Here is a 21,418-nt window from a genome sequence, read left to right on the forward strand (position 1 = left end):
CCAAGGCTCGACGCTCGGTCTCCATCATGTCGAGACCGGTCGGTCGAGTCTTGGCGATGACGCACCTACGATTTTCCCGCCTGCCCTCGTTCTCAATGGCGATGCAGGGCAATCATTGAAAGTCGAACGCACTGAACCCTGCCGCCATCTCGTCGAGGCCGAGCGGGCGCGTGACGGGCGGTTCGCCTCTTGCCAGGCATCCTTGACGTTCGCATAACCGGCAGGCCGGGCCGATCGCGATTTGGCCGGCGCCCAATGCCCTCCCGTAGGTCACTTCGTCGCGATGGGCGAGATCGCAGCCGATGAGGAGCGCCGTGCGGCGTACCCGCTCTCCGAAATCGGCCTGCGGGCCTTCGATCGTCCGCGATATCGTGAGAAAGCCGCCGCCGTCGGGCATTTCGGCCGCGTCCACCAATATCTGCCCGGGTTGGGCAAAGGCGGCATGGATATTCAGCTTGGGACAGCCGCCGCCGAAACGGGCCTGCGGAAAGCCCTGGGCGCCTGCCTTGCGCAGCCGATGGCCGGCATTGTCGATCTCCATCAGGAAAAACGGAATGCCCAGGGCGCCCGGACGCTGCAGGCTGGTCAGCCGTGTGGCGGCCTGCTCGTAGGAGACGCCGAAGCGAGCCCCCAGGCCATCGATATCGTAGTGCAGGCGCTGTGCCGCCGACAGATAGGCGCCATAGGGCATGAGCAGCGCATGCGAGGCATATCGCGCCAGCTCGAAACGGGCGATGCGATTGGCCTCCGGCGTAGACAGCGCGAGTGCATCGAGCTCGGCGGCAATTTCCGCGCGCATGGCCAGAAGAGAGACCTCTGTCGCAATCTCGCGGAGCTGATCGCACGGCGACAAGCGCTCGGACAGGAAAAGCCGCATCGAGTGACGATCGTAGCGCCGGCGCAGACCCGGCATGACACGCACCGGCAAAAGGCGCACCGAAATGCCATGTTCGCCCTTCAGCCACGCTTTCAAGGCGCCTGCCATATCGTCGCCCGGCGAAAGGCGTTCATAAAGCGCCTCGGCAATATCCTCGATGCGGGCGAAGAAGTTCGGGCGGGCTTGCAGACGGCCGTGAACCTCGTCGAGCGGCAAGCGGGGTCCGGCAACGTCGGCAATCCTGCCGTCGCGGGAAAGAAGCTCGGCGAGATCGGACAATCTCGCGGCCTGCTCGCGATAGGCACGATAAAGCCGGATCACGCCGTTTGCCGCATTCGGCGCGGCCTCGGCCAGCTCGATGAGTTCCTGATCGCCGGGAATCTCGCCGGCAAGCAGCGGATCGGCGAAGACCTCGCGCAATTGACCGGCGCTTCCGCCTTGCTCTCCCTGCAGCTCGTCGAGGTCGACCTTATAGACCGCCGACAGCTTCAACAACAGTTGTACGGTCAGCGGCCGCTGATTGCGCTCGATCAGATTGAGATAGGACGGCGAGATATCGAGAGCCTGCGCCATGGTCGTCTGCGTCAGGCCGAGTCCCATGCGCATACGTCGAATCCGAGGCCCGGCAAAGATCTTCCGTTCAACCATGTGTCACCCTTTTACAAATCGCCACCAAATCGATTTTTACAATATTTACAATATTTACAATTTTACCGAGGGCGATTGTCAATGGTAGCACATCCTAACCCTTTTTAGAAATGAGATCTTCTGGTTTTTCTGGCTACGATAGCGCTGATATTGTAAAAATAGTCACGTAATCGAGGTCGATCGGAGGATCGGCAGAAAGTTATCGGGAGATTCGCATGACAGACTTTTACAAACTGGTTCCAAGCGCGCCTGCCGGGCGTTTCGACGGTATCGAGCGCCCCTATCAGGCCGGGGACGTGGAGCGGTTGCGCGGATCGATCACCATCCGCCACTCGCTCGCCGAGATGGGGGCGAACCGGCTCTGGCAGCTCATTCACGAGGAAGACTTCGTCAATGCGCTCGGCGCGCTGTCCGGCAACCAGGCCATGCAGATGGTTCGCGCCGGCCTGAAGGCGATCTACCTCTCCGGATGGCAGGTTGCCGCCGACGCCAATACGGCCTCGGCCATGTATCCGGACCAGTCGCTCTATCCGGCCAATGCCGGCCCCGAGCTTGCACGGCGCATCAATCGCACCTTGCAGCGGGCAGACCAGATCGAGACCGCGGAAGGCGAAGGGCTGTCGGTCGACACATGGTTCGCGCCGATCGTCGCCGATGCCGAAGCAGGCTTCGGCGGGCCGCTCAACGCTTTCGAGATCATGAAAGCCTATATCGAGGCGGGCGCGGCGGGCGTCCATTTCGAGGACCAGCTGGCATCGGAAAAGAAATGCGGCCATCTCGGCGGCAAGGTTCTGATCCCGACGGCGGCACATATCCGCAATCTCAACGCTGCCCGCCTGGCGGCCGATGTCTTGGGCGTGCCGACGCTTGTCGTCGCGCGCACCGATGCGGAGGCTGCCAAGCTGTTGACATCGGATATCGACGAACGCGATCAGCCTTTCGTCGATTACGACGCCGGGCGCACGGTCGAGGGGTTCTATCAGGTCCGCAACGGCATCGAGCCCTGCATAGCCCGCGCCGTCGCCTACGCTCCACATTGCGATCTCATCTGGTGCGAGACCTCGAAGCCTGATCTCGAACAGGCGCGCAAATTTGCCGAGGGCGTGCATCGGGTCCACCCGGGCAAGCTGCTCGCCTACAATTGCTCGCCGTCGTTCAACTGGAAGAAAAACCTGGATGACGCGACGATCGCCAAATTCCAGCGCGAGCTGGGGGCGATGGGCTACAAATTCCAGTTCATCACGCTTGCCGGCTTCCATCAGCTGAATTTCGGCATGTTCGAGCTCGCCCGCGGCTACAAGGCACGCCAGATGGCAGCTTATTCCGAACTGCAGCAGGCAGAATTTGCCGCCGAGGCCAATGGTTACACCGCCACCAAGCATCAGCGCGAAGTGGGAACGGGCTATTTCGATGCCGTATCGCTGGCAATCACCGGCGGCCAGTCATCCACGACCGCCATGCACGGATCGACCGAGCACGCCCAGTTCAAGCCGGCAGCAGAATAACGTCGAGATCAAAGGAGGAAAATGAAATGCCATCGATAGCACGCGTTCGCGAGAGAGCCGAGGAGCAGTCTCTCACCATGAATGCCGATCAGCAGGCGGTCATCCGCATGTTGGCCAACGAACTGCATCGCCTCAACCAGACTGTCATGAACGCGGTCGAAGCCGGCGTCTCCGTCGAGCTCGTCCGCTCCGCCCGACACCATGGCGGCGACGGCAATTGGGGCGATCTGCTGATCCCGGTCGTCGTCACCAATGCCGCACGCACGGCGTGATCGCCGCAACAGCAAGCCAATCCTCGGGCCGCGCCGCTCTTTAACGGCCGGCCCGTTCACTTGACCTGAAATTCATCTTTAGCGTCGCCGGCAGGATTCTGGCCCGATGCAATCGCGCCGGAATAACGGCCGATGACCTGAACAGCCCCCGATCGGGAGGAATGCGGCGATCATCCGATTGCCGACGGTATGGACCAATCGGTCGTCGTCGATCGCCGCAGTTTTCATGATCAGAAGGGATAGTGTTGTGCCGGATCCTCGATGGTGATCCAGCGCAGGTCGGTGAATTCGGCGATGGCCGCCTTGCCGCCGAAGCGGCCGTAGCCGCTGCCTTTCACGCCGCCGAACGGCATTTGCGCCTCGTCATTCAGGGTCGGGCCATTGATATGGCAAATTCCGGACTGGATGCGGCCGGCGACGGCAAGCGCCCGCTGGACGTCGCGGCTGAAAACGGCGGACGACAGGCCGTATTCGGTATCGTTAGCGACACGCACGGCTTCGTCCTCGCTTGCCACGCGGATGATCGGCTTCACCGGCCCGAAGGATTCCTCGGCATAGATGCGCATGTCCGGAGTGACTAAATCGAGCAATGTGGCCTCGACCACGGTGCCGTTGCGCTTGCCGCCGGCCACCAGCCTGGCGCCTTTGGCCTGCGCATCGGCGATCAGTTCTTCCATCTTTTTTGCCGCTTCGAGGCTGATCAGCGAGCCGAGGACGACATGGCCGCGTGGATCGCCGGCGGGCAACGCGCCGGCACGCGCCGCGAGCTTGGCGACGAAGGCATCCGCGATCGCCTGATGCACGATGATGCGCTCTGTCGACATGCAGATCTGGCCCTGATGCATGAAGGCGCCGAAGATCGCTGCATTGACGGCACCATCGATATCCGCATCCTCAAGCACGACCAGCGGCGCCTTGCCGCCGAGCTCCAGAAGAGCGGGCTTCAGGTGCTTGCCGCTCAACTCGGCGATGATCTTGCCCACCTTCGTCGAACCGGTGAAGTTGACGCGACGGACGGCAGGATGTGCAATCAGCGCCTCGACGATCTGCGGCGCATCCTCCGGCGCGTTGGTAATGACGTTGATGACGCCGGCCGGCAACCCAGCCTCCGTCAATGCGGTTGCGATCAGCCGCTGCGTGCCGGGGCACTGTTCGGAGGCCTTCAGGATCACGGTATTGCCGCAGGCAATCGGCATGGCGATGGCGCGCGTCGCGAGGATCACGGGCGCATTCCAGGGCGCGATAGCGAGGCACACGCCGGCCGCCTGGCGCACGCCCATGGCGAGCGTGCCCGGCTTGTCGGATGGAATGATCTCGCCGCCGATCTGCGTCGTCATCGCCGCGGCCTCGCGCAGGATATTGGCTGCCAGCATGACGTTGAAGCCCGCCCAGGGGGCGGTCGCGCCCGTCTCCTCCATCATCAGCTTCGTGAACTCGCCGACCTTGGCGTCCATGATGTCGGCCGCCTTTGCGAGAATCGTACGGCGCGGGCCGGGACCGGTGCCGGACCAGCCGGGAAAAGCATTCGAGGCGGCCTCGATCGCGGCCGCGACATCCTCAAGCCCGGCTGCCGGCGCCGTGCTGGCCAGCTCTTCCGTAAATGGGTCCCGCCGGTCATAGGTTCGACCGCTGGCTGCCGGCCGGTCGACGCCATTGATGAGAAGGGAAATGTTCATCTCTTGTCTCCTGATGAGGATGGTATTTAAAAGCCGAGCACGTCGGCATTGATAGAAGCTTCCAGTCCGCCATCAACCGGAAGATTGGCGCCGTTGATCCAGCGCGCACCGTCCGAGCACAGAAACAGGATGGCGGGCGCGATATCGGCGGAAGTACCGGCCCGGCCGACGCGGGTGATATCGCTATCGACGCGGGCATCGCCTAGCACGGCCCGGAACTGTTTCAGGATCGGCGTTTCGACAGGGCCCGGGCTGACGGCATTGACGCGAATGCTGCGATCCTTGAAGAGGGGCTGATGGGCGGCCCGCATGGTCCACAGCAGCAGCAGTTCCTTGGAGAGTGGATAGCCCTCCTCGTTCTTCAGGCCATGTTCGCCGACGAGAGACGCCACGTCCGGAAACCCCTCGATGCCTGTCAACGCCTTCGCCCGCTCCAGATTGGTGCGCCAGCCGTAGCCGGCGATCGAGGCGACATTGACGATCGCCCCGCCCTCGCGCAAGCGAGGTGCGACGGCTTCCGAAAGGGCGCGCAGGCCATAGAAATTGACCGCCAGCGTCGCCGTGACGCCGGTGCTGCCGGAAAGCCCGGCGACATTGGCCAGGGCATCGATGCGATTGGGCAGTCGCTTGACGATCTCCTCGATGCCGGCTGCAGTCGAGATATCGCCCTTGATGAAGAAGCCGGTGCCCGAAGACGGTTCGCGGACATCGATGCCGATGACGTCGGCGCCCATCTGCCCCGCAAGTTCCGCAGCGCGCGCACCGATACCGGAGGCTACGCCGGTAATGAGGATGGTCTTGCCGAAAAGCATGATTTCACCTTTCTCATGAAACGCGGCAAGCGCCGCTATTGTTTATCCTTGAAAAGATCCGAAACCGTCAGCCGGTAGCCGACCGGCAAGAGCTGCAGATCGAAGCGCCGTTCGATTTCGCCCCACAGGCCCCGCGGCACGTAGAGGGAAAAGAAGACCGCCGTGGCGCCAAGCCCGACCAGATACCAGACCCCTGTCCCGCCGAAGACGGTTTCGATGACGAAGAACAGAATGGCACCCAGGATCGCACCTTCGAATTTGCCGATGCCGCCGACCAGCACCATGAAGATCATGTAGGCGGTCCACTGCACGCTGAAATAGGTTTTTGGCTGGAACGTGACTGCCGTCGCCAGCCATAGGCCGCCGGCAATGGCGATGCCGAAAGCCGCCAGGACGAAGAGCAGCCGTTTTGTCGCCGCAACCCGCACGCCGACCGATGTTGCCGCATCCTCGTTGTCTCGGATTGCCTGCATGGCCGCCCCCGCCCGGCTGCGCAGAAGGGCAAAGAGCACGCCCAATAAAGCCACCATGGATGTCAGCGCCAACCAATAGATCGCGGCGCGGCGCGTACCGCTGTCATAGGCATTCAACGAAATGAGCGAGGTTCCGGTCTCGCCTTGAATGAGCCTGTCGAGGTTGACGAGCAGATGGGCAAGCTCTGCGAGCACCCACATGCCGATGGCAAACTCGCCTCCCCTCAATCGCAGCATCAGCCACGAGAGCGGCAGGGATAGCGCACCGGTGACGAAGGCCGCGGCGATGAGAGAAACGAACGGATCGAGCCCCGCATCTGCCAGCCGAATGGTGAAATAGGCGCCTAGCCCGAAGAAGACCTGCTGGCCGACGGAAACGAGGCCGCCGAAGCCCGCCAGCGCATTCCACATCGCCGCCAGGATCACGTAGATGAAGAGAGCCGTCATCCGGTCGGTGACGCCGGCACTGGAGAAGGCGGGCAAGACGGCAAGCAGCACGACCGCGACGATCATCGCAGCCAGGGTGAATCGCGAGGAAGCAGTCCAGCGCTCGACGGAAATTCCGGGGACGATGATGCTCATGTCGGGCTCCGAAGAAGCGCACGGATTCTGCCGAGACCGGGCATGCCGAACTGGTGCAGCCGCACGAAAAGAACGAGAAGGAAGGCGACATGGCCACCGATCAGAAAGCCTTGCGGATGGACTTGAGCGCCGATCGACTGCGCCAGCCCGAGTACGATGCCGCCGAGCAGGGTTCCCCACAGTGAACCGGCGCCGCCGATGACGGCCGCCTCGAAGGCGAAGAGCAGTTGCGGGCCGCCCGAGTATGGATTGAAGGTTGCCCGCATGGCCAGGAATGCGCCGGCAATGCCGACCGTGACCATGGTAATCGCCGTCGCAATAGCGTTGACGCGGCGCGCATCGATGCCGACGATGCCAGCCGTATCCGGGTCCTCCGCCGTGGCGCGGATCGAGCGGCCGAGTGCAAATCGGCCAAGGAAGAACTGCAGACCGCCGATGATGACGATCGCCGTCACCGTCATCAGAACGGCCAGTTTGCCGACGAAGACGTGACCCGGCAATTGCCAGGAGGCATAGGACAGATTGCCGATGAAGGGCGCAAGCGAACGCGTATCCGCGCCGAATTGCTCGAACAACAGATTGTCGATGACGATCGACAGACCAAAAGTCGTCAGGATCGGTAACAGCGTACCGCCGCGAGCGCTGCGCTCCAGCACGAAGCGCTGCAGGAGCCAGCCGAGCGCGGCCATGACCGGCAGGACGATCAGCAGGCCGGCAAAGGGCGGTATGCCGAGTTTCGCTGCCAGCAACCAAAGTCCATAGGCGGCTACGACGGCAAGGCTGCCATGCGCGAGGTTGATGATGCGCATGACCGAGAACATGAAGGACAGGCCGCAGGCGATGACGGCATAGTAACCACCAAGCAGGATGCCTTGAATGAGGGTATTGATCACGAGACGCTCCTCTCGGCCGTCGACCGATGCAAGCCGAAATAGGCCCGGGTCACATCCTCGCGCGTGGTGCCGTTTGCCGGCCTGTCGAGCACGATATTCCCCTCAAGCATGCAGATGACGCGGCTTGCGACATTCATGGCACGGCTCAGATCCTGCTCGACCAGCACGATCGTCGTGCCCGATGAGAGAAGGCCCTGCAATTGCTGATAAACCCGATCGACCACAAGCGGCGACAGGCCGAGCGAGACCTCGTCGAGCAGAAGAACGTCCGGGTTGCTCATCAGCGCCCGACCGATTGCGGTGGCCTGCTGCTCGCCGCCGGACAGATGACTTGCCTTGGCGTGCCGGCGCGGCTTCAAATTCGGGAAAGCATCGAAGATGCGGTCGACCGTCCATTCGCCTTTGCGGCCGGCGCTTCCGCCGAGCAGCAGGTTCTCCTCCACGGTCATCTGCGAAAACAGCCGCCGGCCCTCCGGCACCAGGGCAATTCCCTTGGCGATACGCTTGTGCGAGGGAACGGCCGTGACATCTTCGCCATGGAGCAGGATCTGACCGGATGCCGGCAAATGCGCGCCGGCGACCGAACGCAGCAACGTCGTCTTGCCGGCGCCGTTTGCGCCGACGAGGGCGAGCACCTCCCCCTTGGCGAGATTAAAACTGACGCCGCGCACCGCCGGCAGCAGACCGTGACGGACATCGAGGTCGCAAACGGAAAGAATGCTCATGCGGGCGCTCCTCCAAGATAGGCGCGCACGACCTCGGCATTGTTCATGACCGCCTTTGGATCGCCATCGGCGATGATCTTGCCGGCATCCATGCAGATCAGCCGTTCCACGACCTGCAGCAGAATATGAACGATATGCTCGATCCAGACGATGCCGATGCCGCGCCGCCGCAGTTCCTGGATGGTTCCGACAAGCTCGGTTGCCTCGCCATCGCTCAACCCGCCGCCGATTTCGTCGACGAGGAGCAGCCGAGGGCCGGTCGCAAGGGCGCGGGCCAGTTCCAGCCGCTTGCGATCGAGCAGACCCAGCGTGTCGGCACGGCGATTGGCCACGCCAAGCATGCCGCAGAGCCGCAGAGAATCGACGACACGCTCATAGGCCTCGTCGCAGGTCGATGCCTTGCCATGCGAGGCGGCGACGAGGACATTCTCGAACGTCGTCATGCCGCCGAAAGGCTTTGGAATCTGATGCGTCCTGACGAGGCCCGACCGGCAGCGATCGGCCGCCGTCAAAGCGGTCACATTCCGGCCGTCGAAGGTGATCGTTCCCGCATTCAGGGGAAAAGCGCCCGCGAGCGCTCCCAGCAAGGTCGTCTTGCCCGCTCCGTTCGGGCCGACGATGCCCACAGCCTCGCCATCTCTCATGGAAAAATCGAGGTTTTCGATAACCGCAAGCGCCCCGAAGCGCTTGTGGATCCCTCTGGCCGACAGGAAATCCTGTCCCGGCTGCTTTTGTTCTTGCCCCTGCACGATAGCCTTACCCGTTATAAGCGATGAGCTTGGCCCCGACGGGCACGTTCGGATCGGTGGCATGTTCGGTCACGACATAGTCGAGCGCGAATTTCGAGCCGGCGGGCGCCTTGACCCATTGCGTGCCGATGATCGGGCCTGGAGAGACATTGGCGACGGGACCAGCGGTGAAATCCACCTTGCCGGCAATCGTCGTGGTCTTCAGCGTGCTCATCGCCTTGGCGACGGCCTCCTTGCTCTTGACGTCGGACGCGGCCTTCAGGACATCGAAGCCGGCATCGAGGAGCGACAGGCTCGCGCCAAGCTGCTGCGTCCATTGCTTGCCGCTCGCAGCCTCGTAGCCGTCGGCAAGCTCGGGTCCGGATATGCCTGTCAGCGACGACTTGTAGGGGAAGGCCTTGTGCCAATAGGCAGCGCTGGCGATATTCATGCCGAGATCGCCGAGTGCCTCGATGTCGGACGGGAACAGCCCGGTCTTGGCAACCTGGCAGATCTTGATCTGCTGGATAAGACCCTGCTGCGCCGCCTGTCGCCAGAAGGCGGCGAAATCCGGCGGAATCGGAAAGCTGTTGAAGATCTCGACGCCTTCCTGCCGGAAGAGCGCGATCTGCGAGGAGAAATCCGTCGTCCCCGTCTCGTAAGCGCCGGGATCGACGATGGTGAAACCGGCCTTGGCGAGTGCCGGCGCGAGATTGGCGCGAATGGCGTTGCCATCGGCATCGTTCGGATACATGACCCCGACCTTCTTGTTGGTCTCGATCAGGTTCCACTGCGAAATATAGGTCTTCAGGAATTCGCCGACCCCGAAACCGAAATGGTAGGTCCACTTGAACGGCGATGGCGCACCGGGCTTGGCGCCGCGCCCGAAGTACCAGGCTTCCCACGGCATGACCGTCGACAGGCATGGCACGCCTGCCGCCTCGCAGGCGTCGGCGACCGGATTGATGGTTTCCGGCGTCGAGACCACCAGCATCAGGTCAATCGCCTCGTTGTTGATCAGGTCCTTTGCCAATTGCCCCGCCCGCGACGGATCGGACTGGGTATCGCGGTCGAGAATTTCCACTTTCCATGTCTTGCCGCCAGCCTGCAAGCCATCCGCCAGCGCCTTGCGCGCGAGCTCGAGGACATAGCCGTCGGTCTCGCCAAATCCGCCCAGCGGCCCCGTGCGGGGACTGATGAAGCCGACCTTCAATGTTTCGCCGGCGGCAAATGCCGCTCGTCCGCCGAGCGCCAGAGCGGTCGTGCCTGCTGCCGCAGCGGTCATGAAACCGCGTCGCGACAAGCCAATGGTCGTTATCTGCCCTTTGAAACCAGTCATGAGATTTTCCTCCCTCTTTGCCGGAGCCCTCTTAACTCCGTGCTCCCTTGTGTCTTTCCGCTCCGAGACGGCTCAGATCGGATAGTCGCGCCTGCCGGACGCAATCGTGATCCAGCGCAGTTCCGTGAATTCGTCGATCGCCGCCCTGCCGCCGAAGCGGCCGTAGCCGCTCGACTTGACGCCGCCGAACGGCATTTGCGGCTCATCCGCAACGGTCGCTTCGTTGATGTGGCAGATGCCGGTCTCGATGCGCCGGGCGACGACAAGCGCCTGGCTGATGTCGCGGCTGAAGACGGCCGACGACAGGCCGTATTCGTTGTCATTGGCGACGGTCACGGCCTCGTCGACGCTGTCGACGCGAATGATCGCCGCCAGCGGTCCGAAGCTTTCCTCGCGGTAGATACGCATGGCCGGCGTAACGTGATCGATGATCGTCGCGTCGATCAGCGTGCCCCGCGCTTGACCGCCGCAGACGATGAGCGCACCCTTCTGCGTCGCATCCTCGACGAGCGCACGAACGCGTCTTGCAGCCTCCGCCGTAATCATCGTCCCGAGCGGCGTGTTGCCATCACGCGGATTGCCGGCAACGAGGGTCGCAGCCTTCGCCCCGAACTTCCCGACGAACTCGTCCGCGATCTCCTCCATGACGATGATCCGCTCCGTCGACATGCAGATCTGGCCCTGGTTCATGAAGGCGCCGAAAGCCGCGGCACGCACGGCTTCGTCGATATCCGCATCGGCAAGAACGATGAACGGCGCCTTGCCGCCGAGTTCGAGAAGGCAGCGCTTGAGATGGCGCGCGGACGCTTCGGCGATCAGTCGTCCGACGCGGGTCGAGCCGGTGAAATTGATGCGACGCACGGCCGGATGCGCAATCAGGGCCTCGACGATGGCGGCGGCATCCTTCGGCGCATTGGTGACGACATTGACGACCCCGGCCGGAAATCCCGCTTCGCGCATGACGTCGCCGATCAGGCAATGGGTCTTGGGGCAGAGCTCGGATGCCTTCAGAATGACCGTATTGCCGCAGGCAAGCGGCATGGCGATGGAGCGCACGCCAAGAATGATCGGGGCGTTCCATGGCGCAATCCCCAGGCAGACGCCAGCGGGCTGGCGCACTGCCATGGCAAGGCTTCCAGCCTCGCCGGACGGGATGATCTCGCCTGCGACCTGCGTCGTCATGGCGCCTGCTTCGCGCAGCATGTCGGCGGCAAGGGAGCAATTGATCTTGGCCCAGAGCGCTGTCGCCCCGGTTTCGCCAACCATCGCCTCGACGAAATCGGCCGTACGGGCCGTCAGAATGTCGGCGGCCTTGTTCAGAAGGGCCCGCCGCTCGCCGGGGCCGATATCAGACCACATCGGAAAAGCCGCAGCCGCGGCATTGGCAGCGCGTGCGGCATCGGCCAGGGAAGCGGCGGGCGCGACGGTTGCAACGTCGCCGGTCGCAGGATCGATGCATTCGAACGTCGATGCATCCGATGCATCGAGCGCCTGGTCATTGATCAGCAGTTTCGCGACGAACATGGCGATCATCCGCTCTCTGGCAAGTCATGCCTGCAATCATCTGATTGGGAAAAGACATACACGGATCGACGCGGCCGGGATGCGGCCTCGCCAAGCATAGGGTTCGTGCGGAGACCTCCTCCCAAAGGCTCATGGAAAGAGATTACGTGGTTGCGGCGAGCTTTGAATGCGATTTTCTGGGTTAATATTGCAAATAACTGGCATTCATGCCACGTTCTTGCCATGCCATGTGAAGGAGGATGCATTGGTTTCCGATAGCGGCATCCATCTTCACGCCCGCGGAGAATGGCGCGAACCCTCTCTGATGCAGCGCACCATCCGCTTTCAGAAGGGCCTCTACGTTCAGTTTCACCACCTCTTCCTGCTGCAGGCGGGCAGAGCGACGCTTGTTTTCAGCCCGGAAGAGCAGCGAACGTTAAACGGGCCGACCATTGCCTATCTGCCGCCGCAGTCACGGTGCGAGCTGTATATGGCGGCCGGTGCGTCAGGTTTCCTTGTCGGTGCCTCGCCTCAAATCATGGTCGACGCGATCGGCGATCGGGCGGAATCCTATGCGCTGAGGATTTTCAGCGAGCAACCCTGGTTCATGCCCGAAAAGGATATCGCTGCCGTCGATGAGGTGCAGCCATTGGTCGCCGGCTTCGTTCGCGAACTCGGCGATCCCTCGCGCGCCTCATGGATGGCGATTTCAGCCTATATGAGATTGATCCTGATGGCGCTTTGGCGAGCCGGCGGCGCGGAAACGGCCGAGCAGCGCGGGCGGGGCGGCAACGCTTCGATCCTGCAAAGATACCGGCAGCTGGTGGAAGCCTGGTTTCGGCAGCACCGGCCGATGACGGACTATGCGCGCGAGCTCGGCGTAACCACCGACCGGCTGCACGCCATCTGCCGCAGCACGCTCGGCCGCTCGCCCGTGCAATTGCTGCATGAGCGGGTGGTGCAAGAGGCAAAGTTACGACTGGAGCGCTCGGCCCGCACGGTACAGGAGATTTCGGATGGGCTCGGTTTTCGCGACCCCACCTATTTCAGCCACTTCTTCAAGAGAAAGACCGGCTTCTCGCCGGCCGCCTATCGCGACGTCGCCCGCAAGAGCGAGGTCGCGGAAAGCACCTTGTCATCCGGCTATGCCGATTGGCCATGACATTGAACCATCGGAACCGGTCAGGCGATCAAGCCTTTCATCGGCAGGACATGATCGGACCCGGGAAAGACGTCGCGTGTCAGCACGGCGGACGAGGCGCCGAGCAGATCGACAGCAATGCCCTTGACGACGGCGCGCAGGTCCGTCGTGGCGGCCAGATCGCGGCCGTCGCGCAGTTGCGCCTGTTTCAGACCGGGCCAATCGGCGATCACCCGGCCGCCCTTGATTGCGCCGCCTGCGAGAAAGGCGGTCGTTCCGGTGCCGTGATCCGTGCCCTGCGTCCCGTTGACCTGCGCCGTGCGGCCGAATTCGGTCGCAACGAGGATGGCGGTATCCTTCCAGGCGGGGCCAAGTTCCTGCTGGAACGCGGCAAATGATTTGTCGAGCCCGACGAGCAGCTTGTTGAGCCGATCCACCTCTCCTGCATGCGTATCCCATCCTTCGAAGGCCAGTGCGGCGACCCGGGGACCATCGTCCTGGGCCAGCAGCCGTGCCGCCCCTTTCGCCATCAGTTCCATGCCGGTGGGATCGCCGGGACCGCCTCTTGCCTTGATATCGAGACCGGCGGCGATCTTGCCGGTTGAGATGCCCTCGGCAAGGATCTTCGCAAATAGCGGATCGGTATGATTGTAGAGATCCATCAGACGCGGCGGCAGGTCGTCGTCGACCGGCGGCAGGTTGGATGGCGACCAGCCCAGCACCGGCGCCTTGCCGCGAATGACCAGCGGCGCGTTCGCCCCGACAGACAATCCGCGGATCGCCGGTACGCCCGGCGAAACCTTGTCGCCCTTCGGCAAGCTTTCCAGCATCCGGTTCAACCAGCCGGAATCGACGCGGCCGGGCTGCTCATATCCGGATTCCAGCACGTCCTGACCATCGAAATGCGATCGGTCGCGATAGGCGGTCGCGCTGGCATGCACGACGGCCGCCTGCCCTGCACGGTAAAGCCGGTTGAAATTCGGCATCGACGGATGCAGGGCAAAAAAGCCGTCGAGCGCAAGAGCCGCATTCGGACCGCTCGTCGTCATGGCGATCGATTGCCGCAATGCCTGATAATCGGGATCGCCAACGGGCGGGACGGCCGTCAAGCCATCGAGCGCGCCGCGCAGGATGATGGTAATGAAGCGCGGATCGCGCCCACCGGCGGCATGGGCGAAGCGCGGGATGAAGGCCCAGGCGAACAAGGCGCCTGAAGCACCAAGCACGGCACGGCGGGTCGGAGTCATGAGTTCACAAGTCATGGTCAGCGCCTTTGAAATTCGGGGGAGAGATAAGCAATCACCAGTCCCTGCTTCCGGGTCTCCGCACGCGATACCGCCTGCAGCGTTTCCTGCGAGAGAAGCGGCCCAAGACTGTCGGAAACAAAGCGGCGGGGATCGACCTGCGGCGGCACCGCATTCGCGATCATGTTGGCGACATCCATGCGCATGCTGAGGCTTTCGCTGGAGGCCCACACATCGGCGGTATCGGCAAACCCATTGGGTCCCGCAGGCGACCAGAACGGTTGGCCCATGGCGTTCAAAACGCCGAGAATGACATTCGGCTTCGGCGTCTCGCCGCTTGCCCGCAGCAACGCAGTCATGAACTCCAGCGGCGAGCGAACCTTCGAGAGCGTCGGGTTCCAGGCATCTTCGGAACCGATGAGCGCCCGATAGACCGCCGAGAGATCACCGTCGGTCTTGCTGAAGGTCGCAGCGACAGTTTGCACAAGAGCCGGCGGCGGGGTATCGGCGACGAAATGCCGGACAAGCTTGGTGGCGATGTGCTGCGCCGTCGCCGGATGGCGGGCAAGGTCGCGCAACGCCTCCCGCCCCTGTCCCACGCCAGTGTCGGCATAGGTAAGGCCGAGGAGCGTCTGATCGCCGGGCTCATGGGCGCCCGCATTGAAGACGAAGGTGCCGGGTGTCCCGAGCTTGCCTTGAGCACGCGCCACCGTCCAGCCGGTGATGATCTTGGCGAGCGTGGTCACGTCGGCCTGCGTGTAGCCGCCGTTGACGCCGAGCGTGTGCAGTTCCAGGGTCTCGCGGGCAAGATTCTCGTTGAGCCCGCGTTTCTTGTTGGCATTGGCCCTGGAGTTCGGCCCGATCGATTGCTGGTTGTCGAGATAACCGAGCATGGCCGGATGGGTCTCGACGGCGAGGAGCATATCGGCGAAATGCCCGAAAACATGGGGACGGATGGCTTCGCGCTCGAATGCGCCGGCAACCGCATGAACCTCCTCGCTCTTCGAGACGGCGACCGCAAAATGGTTTGCCCAGAACATGGCAAGACGCTCGCCGAAGCCGATCAACGGCTGCCGGATGGTGCCGTTGAAGCGGGCATCCACCTCGGCCAACAGGATCTGCTGCGGGAGATAGGGCATCGCGGGCTTTTCCAGTTTCCCGACGACCTTGCCGATCGCCGTCGCCATGGCCTGATTGTCCGGCTGAGCGGTCATTGCTTGATTGCCCGGCTGTCCCGCCCCCGCCCCCGCCATCGCGCCGGAAGGCTGCGCCGCGGATTTCTGCGGCTGTTGCGCGCCTTGCATCTGCTTGTCCTGCATCTGCTTGTCCTGCGGCGTGGCGGAGACAGCGGCTGCCGCCTGCTGCCTGGCTTGCTTGCGCTGCTCTTGGAATGCGTAGAGAGAGACGAGCAGATCGGCGGTGGATTGCAGCTGCGGCCCGACCGGAACCGGGACGAAGCGCTCGGCGATCTCTTCCAGCAACGCGCCGCGCGGATCGGATGCGATCGAGGCGGTGCCGTTGTGGTCCGCTCCTAGTCCAAACCGGGAAAGAGCGAGCGCGGCATCGACATCATTGGACTGCTGAGCCATGTTCTTGCCAACTCCTGCATCAAACATGCTCCTTTAACGCAGGGATGGTTTCGATCCGTCGCTCGGCAAGTGTGATCATTTTGTGGCGGCGGCCCTGGGCATGCTGCGGCGGACCAGGCTTTCCGCCAGCGCCCGGCGCTCGTCATAGGAGAGCGTCGCCGCGAAATCGACGGCGCGCTGTTCCAGCTTCGACCTCAAGGCGATATCGGCATCACGCGCCCTTGCCAGCGCGGCCGAAAGCGCCGCCTTGTCGAGCATAGGTTGCCCGAGAATGGAGGCGGCATCGACCTTGGCCTGCTGCGCCTCGAGAATGGTCTGACGCTCGTCCTTGCGCGCCTCGTTGAGCGCCGCGCGCAGAGCTTTTTTCTGCGCCAACGGCAATTGCTCGCCGGCCAGCGGCATCATCCCGGCCCGCGCCTGCGTCTTGCGTATCCATGTCAGCCCGCCGCCGGCCAGCGCACCGATCAGGAACGTGTTCAGCACCAGCAGAGATATGACCACTATTCGAAAACTGCGATCCGTCATTGGCTATCCTGAGCTATGCCCGCGTCCGGCCCGATATCGCCAAACATGGTTGCGGTTCCGTCGGAGACGACCGAGGTGTCGGATGTCAGGCTGGGCGCCAGCACGGCAATCGCAATACTGCCGGCCAGCGCGCCGGCGATGCCGACGCCCACGAGGCCGATGCCGGCGGAGCCGAAGCGGAACCACTTTCGAAGCGTTACGCGGCGCACGAGTTTCGCCAGAATCCGGTCCTCCAGACCAGCGCTGCCGCGCTTGACGGCATAGGTGTCGAGCAAGGCATCCAGATCGGCAGCAAGAGCGAGCGCCCGAGATGCAGCCGGGCCCTTTGCAAACTCCCGCGCGGCCACGCGCTCAGCCTGCGGCCATCGGCCGATATCGCCGCCATAGGCAGCTGTCAACGCTTCAAACCGCTCGGCATTCATCGGACCCGCGCCATTTTCAATCATCGCCCTGTTCCTTCAACAAAAGCAGCTGCAAGGAGCGCCTTCCCCGCGCAAGCAGACTTTCCAATGCATCGACGCTGACGTCCATGATCTCAGCCGCCTCGGCATTCGACAACGCCTGATAGTAAACCAGTATAATCGCCTCGCGCTGCCGCGGCGCGATCATCTGCATCGCCCGCTCCACGCGCCGGGACGGATCGTCCTCGGCCAACAACCCCGCGTCCGGCGCCGGTCCTTCATATTCGATGTCGGGCGGATGCTCGGCAAGAACGTCCTTGCGCCGCCTCAGGCGATCGTAGCAAAGATTGATCGCAACCCGGTGCACCCAGCTGCTGAAGCGGGCGTTGCGCTGACGCCAGCCGCCGGCATTCCGCCAGACGCGCAGGAACGTCTCCTGTGCCACATCCTCTGCCTCGGTCGCATCGCCGAGCATGCGGGTTGCCACCGCCACGATGCGCGGCAACTGCCGCGCCACCATGGTACGCATCGCCGGAGCGTCGCCGGCAGCGATACGGCCGAGCAGTTCCTCATCCGGGTCGCCACTCGTGGGCGCACGATCCCACTTCATCGACAATCGCCACCGTTCCAGTTGCGTTCGATACCGACACGGCGCTTCCGCTTCGGGCTTCCGACAAGGACGCCTCTCCTCCCGTTCAGGTCCGGCAAGCGGCGCTCATCGGATCGCAACATCACAGGCAGCGTATCATCCTTCGACATCAAATACAGGTTCACAAGGATTGAACGGTCCATCCCGCCAATTCCGTCGCTCCCATATCGGCGATTTTCGGATTTTCCTTCGAAGTCCGTCAGCCATTCCTCGGCCGGACACAAAAAAGCCGGCCTACCCGGACGCAGAGGCCCCAACTGCCCTTGTCCGGGTTGCCGGCTCGTCGCGTACTGAATGCGCAAGCCCGTCTCGAATCAGAGCGTCAGCAGATCGCTTGTCGTCTGATCCTGGTCATTTGCCGTGTAGAAGCCGGCAAAGTCCGGTATGAGCGGTTGCTGTGCCGGCTGTCCTCTCATGGCCGATTCGAACTGGCTCTGTGTCAGCGAACCGGAACCGGAGGTATCGAGACTGTTGAACAATGCGGTCGCCTGATCCTCGCTTACATCGGCCGGACGAGCGGCGACGAACTCGGCCTGGCTGATGCTGCCGTCGCCATCCGTATCCATGGAGGAAAACGCGCTGGAAAGCTCGTCGTCGGTCAGTTGGCCGCCGGACGCCTGGTGATGACCGGCATGATCCGCATGCATGGCACTGCCGAGCTGCGCCGGGGTAAGCGAGCCGGTATTGTCCTTGTCGAAGCTTTGGAACAGTTGCGCTGCCTGGCTTTCGCTGACATCCGCCGGGCGCGCGGCCACGAATTCCGCCTGGCTGATGCTGCCGTCGCCATTGGTATCCATGGCGCTGATCATGTCGCTCTGCCTGCTGCCTTGAGCAGCGGTCGCCGAAGCCTGCTGAGTGCCCGCCGTGGCATCGGTGGAATCGTCGTCCGAGGTTGAGCCGTCGGCATCGCTGCCGCTATTGGCCTGCAAGTTGAGAATGATGTTCATCAACTGTGCGATCAGCTGCTGCGCCGACGCGATCTGCGAGGAGTCGTCGGAGGATGAAGAGGAACTCGTGCCGGAAGAATTGCCGCAGGAGCTGTCGGACAGAAGTGAGGAGATGGAATCGTCCGCCGCCGACGCTGTCGAACGCGACGACTGATATTGATAGTAATTGTTCGATGAGATCGAGGAGATGCTCGTCATTGGGGCCTCCGGATACGAGCGTTGAGAGGAACTCGGGCGGTTTACGTGTACGCGACTTGAATACGACGCTCGCCTGGCCTTGCCGGGTGAAAGCGTGAACAGAACTTCGATGATCGATATGAGCCGATGGAGTTGCGAACGCCGGAGATCAAACGCATTTTGCGCCCCAACTTGATCGTTGCGTCGTTTCCAGAACCGGGGAACCCGGGATTACCTCGCCAATGCATCCCGCCATCATGGCCGCATTGGCACCTGCACATTTTCGATTTTAACTTCCCAACGCGGGGAAACTGCACACGGAAACTTGCGCGGGGCTTATAAGTGCTTGACAGAATACAGTCGGTTGCGATTTCCTTCCTCGATTTTTAGGGAGTATATAAGTATCGCCATTTTGCTGAACATCACCGATGCATGGGGTCCGGCGGTGAGCGGCATGGATGGACAAGAATAAAAAAAGAGGGGCGCAGCTTGAGAATCGGTTTCTGTGGAGATGTGAATGAGGCGCACTAAGGAGGAGGCGGCGGAAACGAGAAGCGAGATTTTGCACTCTGCAAAGGCTCTGTTTCTCGACAAGGGCTATGAGAATGTCAGCCTGGAGGAGATAGCCGCGGCCGCCGGTGTCACGCGGGGGGCGGTGCACTGGCATTTCAAGAACAAGCAGGGGCTGATGTTCGCCATTCGCGACGAGGCCCAGCAGCCGTTTCAGGAGCTGGCGGAGCGGATGTCCAGAGAGCTGCCGCCCAATCCCCTCGATCTCATAGCGGATACGATAGCGTCGATATTCGACGATGTTCAAGGCGATCCGCGCAAGCGCAGCATGCTCAAGGTGATGATGCATCTCGACATGGCATTCTGCGACGGCACGACAAGCCGCGCCAGTTCCTTCCGGCACGACATGCACGAGCACTTTGAACGCATTTTCACCCTGATGGACAAGAAGACGAAATTGCCGGCGCCCTGGACGCCAGATACGGCCGCGTCCGCACTGACCGCCGTCATCGGGGGCCTGATCAGCGAATGGACGCTCGACCGGGGCAATTTCCAGCTCGTTCCCTGCGGACAGATGTTCATCAAGATGGTGTTGAAGACCTGGTTCCCGCTGGCACAAACGCATGAAATGGCGATTTCGGCGGCCTAGAACTTTTCCGCTTTTCTTCGGATCGCGAAAACGCTCCATCCTTTTGTCTTCACGCAATTCCGGATGGAAAACCGCTGCGTACTTTCCCGGACTCCAAAGCAGCCAGACGCTCCGCCGAATCGCCAAACCACATCATTCATTTGAATCGAGCCGACTCGCCGGAGAAGCGGCAAGCACGCTTGGCTGCGACTATTCCGGAAATAAAAAAGGATCCGGAGGGAAAGCCGGATCCTTTACTTTGATCGGAGGTCAACCGATCGATGAAAGAAGCCCGACGGATTGGAACGCCAGGCTTCCCTTACCCGGCACGGAGCCGGGTAATTCCAGATTAGAAGCTACGCTCGAAGCGCAGGATGCCAGCCCACTGATCCTGGTTCACAGAATCGAAGTTGGTGTAGGAAACTTCCGGCTCGATGAGGAGGTTCTTGACCGGGTTCCACTTGACGTTGGTGGTAGCGGCAAAGATCTTCGAGTCGGTGTAGGCGAGCTGGAGGTTCCACTTCAGCTTGTCGTTGACCGGAACGCCAACGCCGCCCCAGACAGCCCAGTCGCCCCAGCCGCACAGCGCCGGACGATCAGCCGGGCAAGCCGAACGATCGAGGTTGGTGCCTGCATACTTGTTGAGCTTGTCGCCGTCGGTGTTCCAGCCGCCCATCAAGAAGGCCGAGAATGCGCCAAAGTCGGCATCGACACGAGCCTTGATGGCGCCTTCTTCGACGATCGAGTCGTAGCCGCCGACAACCTTGAAGCCCCATGCGCCGGACTTGAAGCCGGCACCGGCTACAACGTCAGGAGCGTAGTGGTTGGCCTTGTCGTCCGCCCACCAGCTGGAGCCGTAGGACGCATCCGAGCCGCTGGAATTCGAATCTTCGAGCGAGATGACGGCCGTGAAGCCGTTGCCTGCGTCGTAGTTGTAGGTCAACTGGTTGAGTTCGTACGGACCGTCATAGATCACGTCGTCGTTGATGACGTCGCCGGCGTAACCCATGTACAGGTTGTACTGCGAGTCGAGCTTACCGACCGTGAAGCCGCCGAGGCTGATGTTGGCGAACAGGAGCTTCGTGGAGGTGGAGCCGCCGTCGTTCCAGTCCCAACGCAGAACCATGTTGGTCTTCAGCGGGCCGTATTCGGTGTCGGTCGCGGTGTCGACGTTCAGCTCGGCGCGGGTGTGCCAGAGCGTGCCGTTCTTGCTGTTCGGGTTATAGGCATCGTACCACTCGCCTTCCGTACGGACGCGGCCGCCGATCTTGAGGCAGGTTTCGGTGCCCGGGATGAAGAAGTAGCCAGCACCGTATGCGTCGCAGATACGAACGTATTCCAGCGGCTCGGGCTCGGCAGCGACGATCGCGTCGGCTGCGTGCGCGCCGGATACTGCTGCCAGGGCAGCAGCGGAGCCGAGAAGAAGGCTCTTGATGTTCATTATAAACTCCTGATTGTAATATGCATTTCTAATTTACCGCGAGTGCAGAGCTGGAATACCGCTTTGAAGATCGGTTCGGTCTAAAACGCGACCGGATAGCCCGGCAAATACGTACCTGATGTTGGCTTGAGTC

20 protein-coding genes are annotated in these 21,418 nt (G+C 62.3%); 4 read left to right on the forward strand and 16 right to left on the reverse strand.

The genetic code is table 11. The features are described 5' to 3' along the window. Positions 1-112: 112 nt before the first annotated feature. Complete coding sequence (locus ACJJVH_RS24135; protein WP_412065358.1) at positions 113-1,525, reverse strand: helix-turn-helix domain-containing protein; 1,413 nt, start codon at positions 1,523-1,525, stop codon at positions 113-115. Positions 1,526-1,740: 215 nt separating this feature from the next. Here ACJJVH_RS24135 and aceA point away from each other — a divergent pair, with 215 nt between their 5' ends. Together aceA and ACJJVH_RS24145 are read left to right on the forward strand one after the other, a co-directional pair. Further along, positions 1,741-3,030, forward strand: coding sequence for an isocitrate lyase (gene aceA, locus ACJJVH_RS24140; RefSeq protein ID WP_412065359.1), 1,290 nt, complete (start codon positions 1,741-1,743; stop codon positions 3,028-3,030). Positions 3,031-3,056: 26 nt separating this feature from the next. Next, entirely contained in the window at positions 3,057-3,302 is a 246-nt protein-coding gene (locus ACJJVH_RS24145) for a hypothetical protein (RefSeq protein WP_412065360.1), read from the forward strand. A 230-nt stretch (positions 3,303-3,532) separates the two neighbouring features. On the opposite strand, the gene ACJJVH_RS24150 is transcribed toward ACJJVH_RS24145, so the two are convergent. The 8 genes from ACJJVH_RS24150 to ACJJVH_RS24185 form a co-directional block, all read right to left on the reverse strand. Continuing rightward, positions 3,533-4,978, reverse strand: a complete 1,446-nt coding sequence (locus ACJJVH_RS24150) for an aldehyde dehydrogenase (protein WP_412065361.1) — start codon at positions 4,976-4,978, stop codon at positions 3,533-3,535. A gap of 26 nt (positions 4,979-5,004) precedes the next feature. After that, positions 5,005-5,790 (reverse strand): coniferyl-alcohol dehydrogenase, encoded by a 786-nt coding sequence (locus ACJJVH_RS24155; protein ID WP_412065362.1) that lies wholly within the window; start codon positions 5,788-5,790, stop codon positions 5,005-5,007. 35 nt (positions 5,791-5,825) lie between these two features. Next, a complete protein-coding gene (locus ACJJVH_RS24160) occupies positions 5,826-6,845 on the reverse strand; it encodes a branched-chain amino acid ABC transporter permease (protein ID WP_113422374.1) in 1,020 nt (339 codons plus the stop codon). Continuing rightward, on the reverse strand, positions 6,842-7,738 hold the full coding sequence (locus tag ACJJVH_RS24165) for a branched-chain amino acid ABC transporter permease (protein ID WP_112797430.1): 897 nt from the start codon (positions 7,736-7,738) through the stop codon (positions 6,842-6,844). Before ACJJVH_RS24165 ends, ACJJVH_RS24160 begins: the two co-directional genes overlap by 4 nt. After that, on the reverse strand, positions 7,735-8,463 hold the full coding sequence (locus tag ACJJVH_RS24170; protein WP_412065363.1) for an ABC transporter ATP-binding protein: 729 nt from the start codon (positions 8,461-8,463) through the stop codon (positions 7,735-7,737). Before ACJJVH_RS24170 ends, ACJJVH_RS24165 begins: the two co-directional genes overlap by 4 nt. Beyond that, positions 8,460-9,212: an ABC transporter ATP-binding protein gene (locus tag ACJJVH_RS24175; protein ID WP_412065364.1), complete on the reverse strand. Its 753-nt coding sequence runs from the start codon at positions 9,210-9,212 to the stop codon at positions 8,460-8,462. The genes ACJJVH_RS24170 and ACJJVH_RS24175 overlap by 4 nt, the downstream gene beginning before the upstream one ends. Positions 9,213-9,219: 7 nt before the next feature. Further along, entirely contained in the window at positions 9,220-10,530 is a 1,311-nt protein-coding gene (locus ACJJVH_RS24180) for an ABC transporter substrate-binding protein (protein ID WP_412065365.1), read from the reverse strand. Between the two features lie 72 nt (positions 10,531-10,602). Beyond that, a complete protein-coding gene (locus ACJJVH_RS24185; protein WP_412065366.1) occupies positions 10,603-12,054 on the reverse strand; it encodes an aldehyde dehydrogenase in 1,452 nt (483 codons plus the stop codon). Between the two features lie 244 nt (positions 12,055-12,298). Here ACJJVH_RS24185 and ACJJVH_RS24190 point away from each other — a divergent pair, with 244 nt between their 5' ends. Further along, positions 12,299-13,195: a helix-turn-helix transcriptional regulator gene (locus ACJJVH_RS24190; protein ID WP_412065367.1), complete on the forward strand. Its 897-nt coding sequence runs from the start codon at positions 12,299-12,301 to the stop codon at positions 13,193-13,195. Positions 13,196-13,215: 20 nt separating this feature from the next. Here ACJJVH_RS24190 and ACJJVH_RS24195 read toward each other — a convergent pair whose 3' ends face one another. The 6 genes from ACJJVH_RS24195 to ACJJVH_RS24220 form a co-directional block, all read right to left on the reverse strand. After that, entirely contained in the window at positions 13,216-14,436 is a 1,221-nt protein-coding gene (locus ACJJVH_RS24195; RefSeq protein WP_113452723.1) for a DUF1501 domain-containing protein, read from the reverse strand. A gap of 2 nt (positions 14,437-14,438) precedes the next feature. Continuing rightward, positions 14,439-16,007: a DUF1800 domain-containing protein gene (locus tag ACJJVH_RS24200; RefSeq protein ID WP_412065368.1), complete on the reverse strand. Its 1,569-nt coding sequence runs from the start codon at positions 16,005-16,007 to the stop codon at positions 14,439-14,441. A gap of 75 nt (positions 16,008-16,082) precedes the next feature. Then, on the reverse strand, positions 16,083-16,532 hold the full coding sequence (locus ACJJVH_RS24205) for a periplasmic heavy metal sensor (RefSeq protein ID WP_112797422.1): 450 nt from the start codon (positions 16,530-16,532) through the stop codon (positions 16,083-16,085). Continuing rightward, a complete protein-coding gene (locus ACJJVH_RS24210; protein WP_412065369.1) occupies positions 16,529-16,978 on the reverse strand; it encodes a hypothetical protein in 450 nt (149 codons plus the stop codon). Before ACJJVH_RS24210 ends, ACJJVH_RS24205 begins: the two co-directional genes overlap by 4 nt. Next, positions 16,971-17,543, reverse strand: coding sequence for an RNA polymerase sigma factor (locus tag ACJJVH_RS24215; protein ID WP_412065370.1), 573 nt, complete (start codon positions 17,541-17,543; stop codon positions 16,971-16,973). The genes ACJJVH_RS24210 and ACJJVH_RS24215 overlap by 8 nt, the downstream gene beginning before the upstream one ends. 353 nt (positions 17,544-17,896) lie before the next feature. After that, on the reverse strand, positions 17,897-18,727 hold the full coding sequence (locus tag ACJJVH_RS24220) for an EF-hand domain-containing protein (protein ID WP_412065371.1): 831 nt from the start codon (positions 18,725-18,727) through the stop codon (positions 17,897-17,899). A 496-nt stretch (positions 18,728-19,223) separates the two neighbouring features. Here ACJJVH_RS24220 and ACJJVH_RS24225 point away from each other — a divergent pair, with 496 nt between their 5' ends. Beyond that, complete coding sequence (locus ACJJVH_RS24225; protein ID WP_112797412.1) at positions 19,224-19,865, forward strand: TetR family transcriptional regulator; 642 nt, start codon at positions 19,224-19,226, stop codon at positions 19,863-19,865. Positions 19,866-20,193: 328 nt separating this feature from the next. Here the strand turns inward: ACJJVH_RS24225 and ACJJVH_RS24230 are convergent, their stop codons facing one another. Then, positions 20,194-21,285 (reverse strand): porin, encoded by a 1,092-nt coding sequence (locus tag ACJJVH_RS24230; protein WP_113357623.1) that lies wholly within the window; start codon positions 21,283-21,285, stop codon positions 20,194-20,196. Positions 21,286-21,418 lie beyond the last annotated feature (133 nt).

The sequence above is a fragment of the Rhizobium sp. SYY.PMSO genome (assembly GCF_046840415.1).
Lineage (GTDB): Bacteria > Pseudomonadota > Alphaproteobacteria > Rhizobiales > Rhizobiaceae > Rhizobium.

Coding starts and splice junctions, on each gene's coding strand:
- ACJJVH_RS24135 (WP_412065358.1), bottom strand. CDS start 1,525: ATGGTTGAACGGAAGATCTTTGCCGGGCCTCGGATTCGACGTATGCGC.
- aceA (WP_412065359.1), top strand. CDS start 1,741: ATGACAGACTTTTACAAACTGGTTCCAAGCGCGCCTGCCGGGCGTTTC.
- ACJJVH_RS24145 (WP_412065360.1), top strand. CDS start 3,057: ATGCCATCGATAGCACGCGTTCGCGAGAGAGCCGAGGAGCAGTCTCTC.
- ACJJVH_RS24150 (WP_412065361.1), bottom strand. CDS start 4,978: ATGAACATTTCCCTTCTCATCAATGGCGTCGACCGGCCGGCAGCCAGC.
- ACJJVH_RS24155 (WP_412065362.1), bottom strand. CDS start 5,790: ATGCTTTTCGGCAAGACCATCCTCATTACCGGCGTAGCCTCCGGTATC.
- ACJJVH_RS24160 (WP_113422374.1), bottom strand. CDS start 6,845: ATGAGCATCATCGTCCCCGGAATTTCCGTCGAGCGCTGGACTGCTTCC.
- ACJJVH_RS24170 (WP_412065363.1), bottom strand. CDS start 8,463: ATGAGCATTCTTTCCGTTTGCGACCTCGATGTCCGTCACGGTCTGCTG.
- ACJJVH_RS24180 (WP_412065365.1), bottom strand. CDS start 10,530: ATGACTGGTTTCAAAGGGCAGATAACGACCATTGGCTTGTCGCGACGC.
- ACJJVH_RS24185 (WP_412065366.1), bottom strand. CDS start 12,054: ATGTTCGTCGCGAAACTGCTGATCAATGACCAGGCGCTCGATGCATCG.
- ACJJVH_RS24195 (WP_113452723.1), bottom strand. CDS start 14,436: ATGACTTGTGAACTCATGACTCCGACCCGCCGTGCCGTGCTTGGTGCT.
- ACJJVH_RS24200 (WP_412065368.1), bottom strand. CDS start 16,007: ATGGCTCAGCAGTCCAATGATGTCGATGCCGCGCTCGCTCTTTCCCGG.
- ACJJVH_RS24205 (WP_112797422.1), bottom strand. CDS start 16,532: ATGACGGATCGCAGTTTTCGAATAGTGGTCATATCTCTGCTGGTGCTG.
- ACJJVH_RS24210 (WP_412065369.1), bottom strand. CDS start 16,978: ATGATTGAAAATGGCGCGGGTCCGATGAATGCCGAGCGGTTTGAAGCG.
- ACJJVH_RS24215 (WP_412065370.1), bottom strand. CDS start 17,543: ATGAAGTGGGATCGTGCGCCCACGAGTGGCGACCCGGATGAGGAACTG.
- ACJJVH_RS24220 (WP_412065371.1), bottom strand. CDS start 18,727: ATGACGAGCATCTCCTCGATCTCATCGAACAATTACTATCAATATCAG.
- ACJJVH_RS24225 (WP_112797412.1), top strand. CDS start 19,224: ATGAGGCGCACTAAGGAGGAGGCGGCGGAAACGAGAAGCGAGATTTTG.
- ACJJVH_RS24230 (WP_113357623.1), bottom strand. CDS start 21,285: ATGAACATCAAGAGCCTTCTTCTCGGCTCCGCTGCTGCCCTGGCAGCA.